Origin of the sequence: Achromobacter sp. HZ34, from assembly GCF_002209485.1 — a bacterium.
In the GTDB taxonomy this organism is placed as follows: domain Bacteria; phylum Pseudomonadota; class Gammaproteobacteria; order Burkholderiales; family Burkholderiaceae_B; genus Bordetella_C.
On record NZ_NJIX01000001.1, the window covers coordinates 1,225,500 to 1,237,872 of the forward strand.

Sequence of the window (12,373 nt, forward strand, 5' to 3'; positions counted from 1 at the left end):
TCCGGTGCGGACGACGGTCATCAGGCCGGCGCCGTGAATAAGGGACCGGGCGGAAACAAGATAATCAGGAGTGATCCGTGAACCATCCGCGTCGCAGTGCCTTGAAAATGCTGTCCAGTCTGCTGGGAGCCGCCGCGCTTCCGCTGTCCCGCCACGCCTTGGCCCAAGGTAGCGGGTACCCCTCCGGGCCGGTCAACGTCGTCGTGCCGTATGGCTCGGGCGGCAGTACCGACATCCTGGCGCGCCTGCTGGTCAGTGACGTTGCCGAACGCCTGCACGGCAACTTCATCGTGGAAAACAAGGCGGGGGCGGCCGGCAATATCGGCACGCGCCAGGTGGCCGTGTCGCGGCCCGACGGGCTGATGCTGCTGTATTCCACGGCGACGCCGTTCTGCATCAATCCCTACGTCTACAAGACGCTGCCCTTCGATCCCGACCACGATTTCGCGGCGATTTCGCGCACGGCGAAGCTGCCGCTGGTGTTGGTGGCGCCGACGTCGCTGGGCATCAAGAATATCCAGGACTTCATCACCTACCTGCGCAAGGATCCCACGCAACGCAGTTTCAGTTCCTATGGCATCGGTGCGTCCAGCCATATTGCGGGGGCGACGTTCGCCCGCGCCATCGGGGCGCCGGGGATTTTGCACGTTCCGTACAAGGACATGACCGCCATGTCCGACCTGGCGGCAGGCCGCAACAGCTTCCATATCGATGCCTGGTCGGCGGTGGATCCGCTGGTGCGGTCGGGCAAGCTGGTCGCGCTGGCCGTGTCCAGCAAGGAGCCCCTGCCCTGGGCGCCGCAGTTGCCGACCATCGCCAGCGTCACCAACAGCGACTACGAGATCGTCACGTGGCACGGCGTATTCGCGCCGCGCAAGACGCCGGACAGCGTGGTCATGCTGTTGAACCAGGAATTCCAGAAATCGATAGACAAGCCGAAGGTGCAGAAGACGTACGCGGACCAGGGCTTCCTGATCTATCCGCCGTCCACGCCCAAGGAATTCGAGGCGTTCGTGCTGCAGGATAAGGCGCGCTGGAAAGGGTACGTAGAGGCGGCGGGGATCACGCCGTCGTAGGAAAGAGTAACGGCGTCGGCGCGGCTGCCTGATGTGCACCTGCACAAAAACTATCTAATGAATTAGAATCATATGCTTATTCCATTAGGTAATTTAGCGTGCTCACCGCGACTTTTCTCGGCCTTGCCATAGGCGCGTTGCTTGGACTGACCGGTGCCGGCGGCGGCATCCTCGCCGTCCCGGCATTGATGTTCGGCCTGCACCTGGGCCTGGCCGAAGCCGCCCCGGTGGCCTTGATCGCCGTCGGATCGGCCGCCGCGCTGGGCGCCGCGCAAGGCCTGCGCCGCGGCCTGGTGCGCTACAAGGCAGCAACCTTGATGGCCATCGCCGGCGGGCTGACCGCCCCCGTCGGGCTGCTGCTTGCCCGGCAACTGCCCGCCACCTTGCTCAGCCTCGGCTTCGCCGCGGTCATGCTGCTCGTCGCCGCCCGCATGGCACGCCAAACGATGAAGCGACCCACGCCAAGGCCCCAGCCGACCGCAACGTCCCAGCCAATGCGGACGACCGCGCCGATGTCAACGACCCAGCCCGCGCCGGCGACGCAACCGATGGCGTCAATCGCACCGGCGCCGGGTGCCTCGTACACGGACCCGGCAGGCGCCCCCGCATTCAACAACGCACACGCAGAAACGCCCGACAAACCCTGCCGCCTGTCACCGACCACCGGCCGGTTCATCTGGACGCGCCGCAGCGCGGTGACCCTGGGGTCGATAGGCGCGGTCTCCGGCGTATGTACAGGCCTGCTCGGCGTAGGCGGCGGTTTCATCATCGTGCCCGCCCTCACCTATTTCAGCGATGCCCGCATGCACAGCATCGTCTCCACCTCCCTGATGGTCATCGCCCTGGTATCCGCCGTCACCGTGGCATCGGCGGCGGCGCATGGACTGGCCCTGACTACCGCCGAATGGGCCTTCGTCGGCGCCGCCATCGCCGGCATGGCGGCAGGCCGGACCTTCGCATCACGCGTCCCGCAAGCCGCGCTACAACGCGTTTTCGCGTCGGTCTGCGTCGTAGTCGCCGGCGTACTGGCCTGGCGTGCCCTGGGCTGACAGCCGGCGGGCAAAACGTCCATAAACGCAACGCGGAGATAATGACCGCCACCCGGTCGCCCTCACTCCGTACAATGGTCGGCCCCCCTGCCCAGAACGAACATGGACACCGACGCCTCCTCCCCGGCCGCCGCCCCGCTACACCGCCTGCGCCGCATGGCCGGCCATGATCCCCATGAAAGGCACCGCACTGCCACGCCGCTGGAAGGCCTGTTCGACCTGACCTTCGCCACCTGTTTCGGCCTGGCCGCCGCCCAGTTGGCGCACGCCCTGGCGCAAGGACATTTCGGTACCGCGCTGATCGGCTTCGGCTTCGCCAGCTTCGCGATCTGCTGGGCCTGGATCAATTTCTCATGGTTTTCCTCGGCCTACGACACGGACGACTGGATCTTTCGCCTGGTGACCATGGTGCAGATGGTCGGCGTGCTGGTCCTGGCAACCGGCCTGCCGCGCCTGTTCGACTCCGTCGACAAAGGCGCGCACCTGGACGACACCACCATCGTGCTCGGCTACGTCATCATGCGGGTCGCCATGGTGATGCAATGGCTGCGCGCCGCCCGCCAGGATCCGCCGCGCCGCCGCGCTTGCCTCACCTACGCCACCGCCATCGCCATCGCGCAGGTGGGCTGGATCGTCCAGATCATCCTCGACACCTCGATCGTCGTCACCCTGCTGTTCGCCGCCGTTCTTGCCGTGATCGAACTGGCCGGGCCGGTCATCGCCGAACGCATCGGCGACGGCACCCCCTGGCATGCCCACCACATCGCCGAACGCTACAGCCTGTTCGCGCTGATCGCCCTGGGTGAAGGCGTGGTCGGGACCATCGCCGGCCTGGCCGCCGTGGTCGAAGTCCAAGGCTGGAGCCTGGACGCCGGCCTGGTCTGCCTGGCCGGCATCGGCCTGACCTTCGGCATGTGGTGGATCTACTACCTGCTCCCCTCGGCCGAGGTCCTGTACGCCCATCGCGACCGGTCATTCGTCTGGGGCTACGGCCAGATCTTCATCGTCGCCGCCATCGTCGCCACCGGCGCAGGCCTGCATGTGGCGGCTTATGCCATCGAACATGAATCGCATATCGGCGCATTGCCGACGGTGCTTTGCAGCGCCATACCGGTAGGCCTGTTCCTGGTCCTCGTCCATGCGCTGCACACCTATCTGGTACCGCGCTCGCCCATCCCGCGCAGCGCGCTGCTGGCCGGCAATCTTGCCTTCATCGCCGTGGCGCTACTTGCCGCCGCCTTCGGCGCAAGCATCGCCGCCTGCCTGGTGATCCTCATGCTGGGACCGGCCTTGACCGTCGTCGGCACCGAAGTCTTGGGCCGCCGCCAGGAAACGGCCGCCTCCCGCAAAGCAGGCCTGATGCCATGAGCGATCCATCCGTTCCCCCCAATCTGCTCGGCGCCTATCTGAAGGACAGGCGCTCCAAGCTCGACCCCACCGCCTTCGGCCTGACAGCCGAACGCCGCCGCACGCCCGGCCTGCGGCGGGAAGAAGTGGCGCTGCGCGCCAATATCAGCCCCACCTGGTACACCTGGCTGGAACAGGGCCGCGGCGGCGCGCCGTCGGCGGACGTGCTGGACCGCATCGCCAGCGCGCTGATGCTGACGGAAGTGGAGCGCGAACATCTGTTCCTGCTGGCGCTGGGGCGGCCGCCGGAAGTGCGCTATCGCAAGGACGAGGGCATCACGCCGCGCCTGCAACGCGTGCTCGACGCGCTGGATCCCAGCCCTGCCCTGGTGCACACGGCCACGTGGCATATCGTCGGCTGGAACCGCGCGGCGACCATACTTCTTACCGACTACGCTGCCTTGCCGCCGGAAGAACGCAACGTCCTGCGGTTCATCTTTCTGAATCCGGCGGTACGCGACGCCCAGGAAGACTGGGAGGGCGTGGCGCGCTTCGTGGTCAGCGTTTTCCGCGCCACCACGGCACGCGCGGGCGCCGCGGTCGAAGTCCAGCCCCTGGTGGAAGAACTCAGCCGGCGCAGTCCGGAGTTCGCGCGGATGTGGAGCGATAACGATGTCAGCACCCATGGCGGCGGCGTCAAGCGCTTGCGCCATCCCGTGCTGGGGCCGCTGGCGCTGGAATACTCGGCGTTCGCGGTGGACGGGCGCTCGGACCTGAACATGATCGTCTACAACCCCGCCACGCCGGCCGACGCCGAACGCATCAAGACGTTGTTGCAGGCGCAGCCAGCAACCAGTCCCTGAAGGCCGCCAGCGGCGCAAACGCCGCCTTGTGCGCCGGATAGGCGAATTGGTAATGCTTGCCGCTGAGATAGCGCAAGCCGATGGGCGCCACCAGTGTGCCGGACGCCAGTTCGTCTTCCACCAGGAAGTCCGGCACCAGCCCCACGCCTATGCCCGTGACGACCGCTTGAATCAAATGCGACGTCACCTCGAACGTCGGCCCGAAGACCAGCTGCCGCGGCGTCCCGCCTTGCGCGTCGAACCACTCCGACCAGACATTGGCGCGGCTGGCCACCCGCAGCAACAGGACATCGCGCAGATCGTCCGGACCAGCGATGGGATGCTTCTCCAGCAAGGCCGGGCTGGCGACCAGGACCAGCTGTTCTTCCAGCAGCCGATGCGAGACCAGCCCCGGCACGGGCCCCTCGTCCGCGCGGATCACGGCATCCATCCCCGCCGCCTCCAGATCGAAATCGCCGATACGCGAATGCAGGTGAACCAGCACATTGGGATGGGCGGAGTAGAAACCGTGCAGGCGCGGCATCAGCCACTTGGCGCCGAAGGTGGGCAATAGCGCCAGGTTGATGCTGCCGCCGCCGGACTGCATGGCCGTCACCTGCAGGGTCGCGTTACGGATGCGGCCGATGGCAATGCCCACCTCACGCATATAGATGCGACCGGCGTCGGTCAGGACGATGGAACGCCCCTTGCGCTCGAACAGCTGGATCCGCAGCAGGTCTTCCAGCACCTGGACCTGGCGGCTGACCGCGCTCTGGGTCAGGGAGAGTTCAGCCGCGGCCTTGGTGTAGCTGAGGTGCCGAGCCGAGGACTCGAAGGCCAGCAGCAGGGACATGGACGGCGTAAGCGTGCGGGGATTCATTCGAAAAACTCATGCTTTACTGGAGAAAAAACCATTTTATATGTTTAGCCCAGCCAAATAGACTTCATAAAACGAATTCCTCCACTTATCCAAAGCCATGGCCGCCCTGCCCCGCATGATTCCCCGTCTCGACCGCGTTCCCCTCACGGATGACCTTTATGCCGCCTTCGCCGCCGCGCTGCGGCTGCATGGTTTCGAGGGGGATATCGAGGACAACTATGCGACGCGGACCGTCCTGGCGACCGATAACTCGATCTACCAGGTCCTGCCGCAGCTGACGGTGTTTCCGCGCACGACCCTGGATGTGACCCGGGTGGCGCGGCTGCTGGGAGACCCGCGTTTCAGCGCGATAAAGGCCTACCCGCGCGGTGGCGGCACGGGCACCAACGGGCAATCGCTGGGCGACGGCATGGTGGTGGATATTTCCCGCCACATGAACAACATCCTGGAGATCAACGTCGAGGAACGCTGGGCGCGCGTGCAGGCGGGTGTGGTCAAGGACCAACTGGAAGCGGCCGTGCGCGCGCATGGCCTGTTCTTCGCGCCGGAGCTGTCGACCTCCAACCGGGCGACCATAGGTGGGATGGTCAGCACCGATGCCAGCGGCCAGGGGTCCTGTAGATACGGCAAGACGCGGGATCACGTGCTGGAACTGACGACCGTGTTGCTGGACGGCGAGACCTGGCATTCGCGGGTGTTGTCTGAGGCCGAGTTCGCGGAAATCAGCGGGCGGGACGATCTGGCCGGCGCGGTGCATCGCTGTATCGACGGGATCCACCGCAGCGACGCTGAACGCATCAAGGCGCATTTTCCGCCCTTGAACCGCTGCCTGACGGGTTATGACCTGGCGCATATCCGCGACGACGCGGGACGCTTCAACCTGAACAACATCCTGTGCGGGTCCGAGGGCACGTTGGGATTCCTGGTCGAGGCCAAGGTCAACCTGCTGCCGATTCCCAAGCATGCGGCGCTCATCGTCGTCAGCTATTCGTCGTTCGATGCGGCCCTGCGCGATTCGCCGCGCCTGCTGGCCCTGGATGCCGCATCGATCGAGGCCATCGATCCGATGGTGATCCGCCTGGCGCGTGACGACAATGCATGGCCGACCATTGCGCGCTATTTCCCGCCGGAGACGGAGAAATTCGATGGTGTGAACCTGGTCGAATTCACCAGCGACGATCCGGAGGCATTGCGCGCGGCACTGCAGCGGGCGATTGCGACCTTTGAAGGCGAAGGCGGTGGCAATGCGCGCGGCGTGCTCAGCCATGCCATCGTCGAAGGCCATGCCGCCGTGGAAGATGTCTGGTCCATGCGCAAGCGATCGGTGGGACTGCTGGGGCGGATGAAGGGAGACAAGCGGCCTATTCCGTTTGTCGAAGACACGGCCGTGCCGCCGGAGCATCTGGCGGACTATATCGCCGAGTTCCGCCAATTGCTCGATAGCCACGGGCTGGTGTACGGCATGTTCGGCCACGCCGATGCGGGGGTGCTGCATGTGCGGCCGGCCATCGATATGAAAGATCCCGCGCAGGAGCCTATGATTCGCGCTGTCACGGATGGCGTCGCGGCCCTCACCCAGAAGTATGGGGGCGTTCTGTGGGGCGAACATGGCAAGGGCATGCGGTCGGAATATTCGCCGCGGTTCTTCGGACCGCTGTATCCGCGCCTGCAGGAAATCAAGGCCGCGTTCGATCCGCGCCAGCAGTTGAATCCTGGCAAGATTGCCACGGTGGCGGGAGCCGCACTGCTGCGCATCGACGAGGTGCCGACACGTGGACAGCATGACCGCGTCATCCCGATTACCGTGCGGCGCGAGTTCGAAGATTCGCTGCATTGCAATGGCAATGGCGCCTGTTTCAACTTCGACCAGGACGACGCCATGTGTCCGTCGTGGAAGGCGACGCGGGACCGGCGGTATTCGCCCAAAGGCCGGGCCGGCCTGCTGCGGGAGTGGTTGCGGCTGGTGACGGTATCCGGGCAGGCGGCGGTGCTGGACGCGCCTGCATCGCCGGAGCCTTTTTCCTCGTTGAAGACCCTGCCGCGGCGTTGGCGTAACCAGCGCGGCAAGGGCCGCGGGGAATATGACTTTTCCCATGAGGTGAAGGATGCGATGGACACCTGCCTGGCGTGCAAGTCCTGCGCGGGGCAGTGCCCGATCAAGGTGGACGTGCCGGCGTTCCGCGCCCGTTTCCTGGAACTGTATTACTCGCGCTATCTGCGGCCGGCCAAGGACTGGCTGCTGTGTGCCCTGGAACCCATGCTGCCCTGGATGGCGAAGGCGCCTCGATTGAGTAATGGGGTGTTGAACCTGGGTCTGGTGAAGGGGGCGCTGCGGCGGCTGAATCTGCTGGCCATTCCTTCGTTGAGTACGATCAGGGTCGAAAAGGAATTGCGCGTGGCCGGTTATGCCATGGCATCCGCCGTGGCGGTGAAGGCAGCACGGCAACGGGGCGAGAAACCGGTCGTCATCGTCCAGGATGCGTTCACGACGCACTTCGAGGCGGAACTGGTGGTGGATACGTTCCGGCTGCTGCGCAGGCTGGGCTTTCAGCCCTTGCTGGCGCCCTATCAACCCAATGGCAAGCCGCTGCATGTGCACGGGTTTCTCGGCCGCTTCGGGCGTGTCGCGCGGCGCAATTCGGCGCGTTTGCGGGACCTGGCGACCAGCGGGGTGGATCTGGTAGGGATAGATCCGGCGATGACGCTGGTCTATCGCAGCGAGTATCAGGAAGTGCCGGAGGTAAAGGACGGTCCGAAAGTCTGGCTGCTGCAGGAGTGGCTGGCGCGCGAGTTCGAAGCGGCGCCGCCGCGGGTTTCGGCTGCGTCTGTTTCTGCTTCCGGCAACGCTGGTGTTGCGGATACCCAGGAGACGACCTATCTGCTGCTGCCGCATTGCACGGAGAAAACCAATGTCCCGAATGCCATGGCGCAGTGGCGCAAGGTGTTCGACGCCTTGGGGCTGACGATGAAGGTATTGCCCAGCGGCTGTTGCGGCATGTCCGGCACCTTCGGGCATGAAGCGCGCAACCGGGCGACATCGGAGACGATCTACCGGCAAAGTTGGGCCGGCAGCGTGGCGGAGCACGGTGCGAGCGGACGGCTGATGGCGACGGGCTATTCATGTCGCAGTCAGGTGAAATTGATCGAAGGCACCGCCTTGCCGCATCCGGTGTCGGTGCTGGCGCGCAACTTATCCAGATGATTCGCAGGACTGCCGGGTAGGCGGCTGCTATCATGACGGCCTTGGCGGGCGTACATGCTCCAACCCAGGTTTCACCCCGCCCCCCTACCCCGATAACGCGCCGGCTTTTCGGTCGATGAGCCGCCGCAACGCGCCTTCATCATCCATGTCTTCCTCCAACGCCAATTCCGCCGCTCTACTTACGCCAGGTAGGGAGCGTGCCCTGCTCTGGTTGCTCGCGCTGACGCAATTCACCATCGTTGTCGACTTCATGGTGATGATGCCGCTGGGCCCGCAGATCATGCACGCCTTTACCATCAGTCCGGCCGCCTTCGCGGCGGCGGTATCGGCTTATTCGTGGTGTGCCGGTATTTCCGGCCTGCTGGCGGCGACGTATGTCGACCGCTTCGACCGCCGCACGATGATGCTGGTGGTCTACGCCTTGTTCGCCCTGTCGAATCTCATCTGCGCGATGGCGACGGATTATCACGCCCTGCTGCTGTCGCGGGCCTTTGCCGGGTTGACGGGCGGCGTGTTGAACTCGGTACTGCTCGCGATCATCAGCGACGTCATTCCACCGCAACGGCGCGGGGCGGCGATGGGTACCGTCATGACTTCGTTTTCGCTGGCGGCGGTGGCTGGCGTACCGATTGGCGTGGTGCTCGGCGCGCATTACGGCTGGAGCTCGCCCTTCTTCGAACTGGTTCTGCTTTCCGTGTTGATCTGGGCCGGTGCTTGCAAGGTCGTGCCTTCGCTGACCGCGCATATCCGCATTCCAGCGATACCCTTGTCGAGGACATTGCCCGATCTGTGGGGACTGATGCGCGATCCCGCGCATATACGGGGCTTCGGCCTGACGGCCCTGGTGATGGGCTCGCATATGTTGATCGTGCCCTTCATTTCGCCCACGCTGGTGGGTAATCTGGGCGTGGAACCGGAGAGCATTTCGCTGATCTATATGGCGGGCGGTGCTGCCACGTTCTTTACGTCCCGCATGGTGGGGCGGCTTTCAGACCGATACGGCAAGCGCCTGGTGTTCCAGGTGGCGGGGATCTGTTCCCTGGTGCCGGTCCTGTTCATTACTCACCTGCCACAGTTGCCGTTGTGGGCGTTGATCGTCTTCTTCCCGTTCTTCATGGTGTCGGGCAACTCGCGCATGATTCCCACCCAGGCCTTGCTGACCACCGTGCCTGAACCGCATCGGCGTGGCGCCTTCATGAGCGTGAATTCCGCGGTGCAGCAAATCGCCACGGGGACAGGGGCGTGGATAGGCGGCTTGATGCTGACCACTTCCGATAGCGGCCGGATTTCTGGATATGGTCTGAACGGGTGGGTGTGCTGCGCCTGCATCCTGATCGCCATGTGGTGGATAGGCAAGGTGCGGCCCTATGCCGCTCCGGCACAGGAACGGGCCAGCGTTCAGACGGCGTCAAACCAAGGAGCATGAAACGTGAAACTCTCGACGGCATTGCTTGCTGCTTCCACTGTACTGCTGGCGTCCTGCGCCCAGCCGCCGCGCGCTGATGACACCGCCGCTACGAGCGCGGCGGTCACCGCCGCCGTGGCCTCGCCTGACCGTCCGGCCGCGGAAACGCAGCGCGACAATGCGCGCAAGCCTGCCGACTTGATGCTTTTCTCGGGCATCAAACCGGGCGACCGGGTCGTCGACCTGATGCCGGGCGGAGGCTACTTCACGCGTATCTTCAGCAAGACTGTCGGCCCGAGTGGACATGTCTATGCCTTCGTGCCTGAAGAGTTCTTGAAGATCGCGCCCAAGTCACTGGCGGCGGCGCAGGGCATTCCGAATGATGCTTACGCCAATGTCACCGTCGTCAGCCAACCCTTGGCTGACCTTTCCGTGGGCGCACCGGTGGATGCCGTCTGGACCTCGGACAATTATCACGACGTCTATGGCTTCGTCGGCGCGGCGGCGGCCGCGCAGCTCGATGCCGCGGTGTACCGCGCGCTGAAACCCGGCGGCGTATTCATTGTCGTTGACCATGTCGCCATTGCCGGCACCAGCGACACCAGCGCGCACACCCTGCACCGTATCGACCCTGAGACCGTCAAGCAGCAAGTGCTGGCCGCCGGGTTCAAGCTCGAAGCGGAGAGCGACGTGCTGCGCAACCCGCAAGATCCGCATGACGCGCCCGTGTCCGGCCCGGCGGTGCGCGGCCCCGCCGGCCAGTTCGCCACCATGATCCGGCGAACGGGCGGCCATACCGATCAGTTCGTTCTCAAGTTCCGCAAGCCGGGCTGAGGGATGGCGTAGGACAATTGCGCAACGCGCCGTGCCTGCAACGCAACCACCGGGGCGGCTTCATCCAGTTGCTGAAGCCGCTCGCCTTCGTCGAATCTGAAATAGCCGACCGCGGCGCTTTGGTTTTGTGCTTCGAGTTGCAACGCTGACGAGGCGGATGCGGTCATTTCGACGAGCGCGGCGTTGCTCTGGGTCGCGCTGTCGATCTGGCCGACCGCCAGGTTGATCTGCGCAATGCCTTCGCTCTGCTCGATGCTGGCGTGCGCGATCTCCTTGATCGTCAGGCCGACCTTGCCGGCATTGGCCGTCATATGGCTCATGGCCGCTTCGGCGTCTTTCGCCACGTTTCCGCCCTGGCGGATTTGCTCGACCGACGTGTCGATGAGCTTGCGTATTTCCTTCGCCGAAGCCGAGCTACGCTGGGCTAGCGCCCGCACTTCGCTTGCGACAACCGCGAAACCCTTGCCATGGCCGCCCGCCCTGGCGGCTTCCACGGCGGCATTGAGCGCAAGGATGTTGGTCTGGAACGCGATGGAATCGATCGTGCCAACGATATCCCCCATCTTCCCGGAAGAAACGTTGATCTGGTCCATCTGCGCACGCACGGCTTCAAGCATGCGGCTGCTTTGCAAGATCGCTTCGTCCACGCCGTCCACCAAGGTGCTCGCATGCCTCGCATTTTCGGCGGTTTGAGTGACGCTCGCTGAAAGCTGGGACAAGGCGGCGGCGGTCTCCTCCAAGGAACTTGCCTGGGCTTCGGTGCGGGTGGAAAGGTCCGTATTGCTCGCGGCGATTTGCGTCGAGGACATCTCGATGTGCTTCGCCGCGGCAGCAACCGCACGCAGGCGCTCGATCAGGTTGGACTGCATCTCTCCCATGGAGGCCAGCACACTGCCGGGTTTGGCGGCGGCCACTTCGCGTATCGGACGCAGGTCGCCTTGCGCGACGCGGGCAGCGATCGCCTTCAGCGTGGTGGGTTCGGCACCGAGGGATTTCAGGATATTGGCGGTGATCCTGATCGAAAGCACCAGTGCACCGATCAATGAACACGCCGCAAGAATGAGGATGATGTTGCGGTCCGTGCGATGGTCCTGCGAGTATTGCTCCAGCAGGTGCTGAGATCTGTCCTGGGTGTACGACATATAGGCATCCAGCGCTTGCAGCACTGAAACGAGCGCAGGCCGGCCCTGCTCATCGATCAATTTCAAGGCTTCGTCCCGATGATGCGCCTCGCCCTGCTCCGCGATGCGCAGCGCAAGCGGGCTGTAATCCGCCTCCACCTTCTCGACGGCTTCGATCCGTTGGATCGTGGTGGCGGAAGCATCGCTCGCGTGGCTTGCCATGTCTTGCAGCTGCCGAACCAGGCGGTTTGCCTCGTTGTTGGTTTGCCGGATGCGCGCGACGGCCTCATCCATCTGGCCTGGCGTTGCGGCAAGCACGAGATCCCGCATGGCGAGATCCCGGCGCAAGATTGCCCCCCGGATTCCCTCGGCAACCGACTTGCGTGCATCGATGCCGTTTACGTAGCTGGAGAAAGTTTGCGTAGCGTCATGCAATGCGACGATGGCGACGGCGGACATCGCCACGATAATCAAAAGCAAGAAACCGAAAGCTGTTGTCAGTTGCGTACGTACTGAGTTGACGCGAAGGGCCATGATTGAAGTTGCGGAGTGCTAGATTTGGTGGCAGAAGATCGTACGCGTGCGATGCCTGCACCAAACGTAACCGCAAGCAAAAG

The 12,373-nt window shown here is 64.4% G+C and carries 9 protein-coding genes; 7 read left to right on the top strand and 2 right to left on the bottom strand.

Translation table 11 applies throughout. The annotated features are described in order from the left end of the window. The first annotated feature begins 77 nt into the window (after nt 1-77). The 4 genes from CEY05_RS05195 to CEY05_RS05210 all read left to right on the top strand — a co-directional run bounded on the left by CEY05_RS05195 (nt 78) and on the right by CEY05_RS05210 (nt 4,335). Nucleotides 78-1,076 carry a tripartite tricarboxylate transporter substrate binding protein gene (locus tag CEY05_RS05195; RefSeq protein ID WP_088596362.1) on the top strand — a complete coding sequence of 333 codons (999 nt, stop codon included), beginning with the start codon at nt 78-80 and terminating at the stop codon, nt 1,074-1,076. Between the two features lie 98 nt (nt 1,077-1,174). Then, the gene (locus CEY05_RS05200) at nt 1,175-2,125 is read left to right on the top strand and encodes a TSUP family transporter (RefSeq protein ID WP_088596363.1); all 951 of its coding nucleotides are present in this window, start codon (nt 1,175-1,177) and stop codon (nt 2,123-2,125) included. 102 nt (nt 2,126-2,227) lie between these two features. Next, nucleotides 2,228-3,493 (top strand): low temperature requirement protein A, encoded by a 1,266-nt coding sequence (locus CEY05_RS05205; protein WP_198952672.1) that lies wholly within the window; start codon nt 2,228-2,230, stop codon nt 3,491-3,493. Next, nucleotides 3,490-4,335 carry a helix-turn-helix transcriptional regulator gene (locus CEY05_RS05210; protein WP_088596364.1) on the top strand — a complete coding sequence of 282 codons (846 nt, stop codon included), beginning with the start codon at nt 3,490-3,492 and terminating at the stop codon, nt 4,333-4,335. The genes CEY05_RS05205 and CEY05_RS05210 overlap by 4 nt, the downstream gene beginning before the upstream one ends. Here the strand turns inward: CEY05_RS05210 and CEY05_RS05215 are convergent. After that, nucleotides 4,295-5,194 (bottom strand): LysR substrate-binding domain-containing protein, encoded by a 900-nt coding sequence (locus CEY05_RS05215; RefSeq protein WP_088596365.1) that lies wholly within the window; start codon nt 5,192-5,194, stop codon nt 4,295-4,297. The genes CEY05_RS05210 and CEY05_RS05215 overlap by 41 nt on opposite strands. A 97-nt stretch (nt 5,195-5,291) precedes the next feature. On the opposite strand from CEY05_RS05215, the gene CEY05_RS05220 reads away from it, so the two are divergent. From CEY05_RS05220 to CEY05_RS05230, 3 genes are all read left to right on the top strand, one after another. Next, on the top strand, nt 5,292-8,396 hold the full coding sequence (locus CEY05_RS05220; RefSeq protein WP_198952673.1) for an FAD-binding and (Fe-S)-binding domain-containing protein: 3,105 nt from the start codon (nt 5,292-5,294) through the stop codon (nt 8,394-8,396). 145 nt (nt 8,397-8,541) lie between these two features. Further along, entirely contained in the window at nt 8,542-9,822 is a 1,281-nt protein-coding gene (locus CEY05_RS05225) for an MFS transporter (RefSeq protein WP_088596366.1), read from the top strand. 3 nt (nt 9,823-9,825) lie between these two features. After that, nucleotides 9,826-10,635, top strand: a complete 810-nt coding sequence (locus CEY05_RS05230; protein WP_143220278.1) for a class I SAM-dependent methyltransferase — start codon at nt 9,826-9,828, stop codon at nt 10,633-10,635. Here the strand turns inward: CEY05_RS05230 and CEY05_RS05235 are convergent. Continuing rightward, entirely contained in the window at nt 10,602-12,290 is a 1,689-nt protein-coding gene (locus tag CEY05_RS05235) for a methyl-accepting chemotaxis protein (RefSeq protein WP_088596368.1), read from the bottom strand. The two genes, CEY05_RS05230 and CEY05_RS05235, sit on opposite strands and share 34 nt — an antisense overlap. Between the last annotated feature and the right edge of the window lie 83 nt (nt 12,291-12,373).

What these genes read in the sequence shown, in the direction of transcription:
- CEY05_RS05225 (WP_088596366.1), top strand. Translation starts at nt 8,542, where the DNA reads ATGTCTTCCTCCAACGCCAATTCCGCCGCTCTACTTACGCCAGGTAGG.
- CEY05_RS05215 (WP_088596365.1), bottom strand. Translation starts at nt 5,194, where the DNA reads ATGAATCCCCGCACGCTTACGCCGTCCATGTCCCTGCTGCTGGCCTTC.
- CEY05_RS05210 (WP_088596364.1), top strand. Translation starts at nt 3,490, where the DNA reads ATGAGCGATCCATCCGTTCCCCCCAATCTGCTCGGCGCCTATCTGAAG.
- CEY05_RS05235 (WP_088596368.1), bottom strand. Translation starts at nt 12,290, where the DNA reads ATGGCCCTTCGCGTCAACTCAGTACGTACGCAACTGACAACAGCTTTC.
- CEY05_RS05220 (WP_198952673.1), top strand. Translation starts at nt 5,292, where the DNA reads ATGGCCGCCCTGCCCCGCATGATTCCCCGTCTCGACCGCGTTCCCCTC.
- CEY05_RS05205 (WP_198952672.1), top strand. Translation starts at nt 2,228, where the DNA reads ATGGACACCGACGCCTCCTCCCCGGCCGCCGCCCCGCTACACCGCCTG.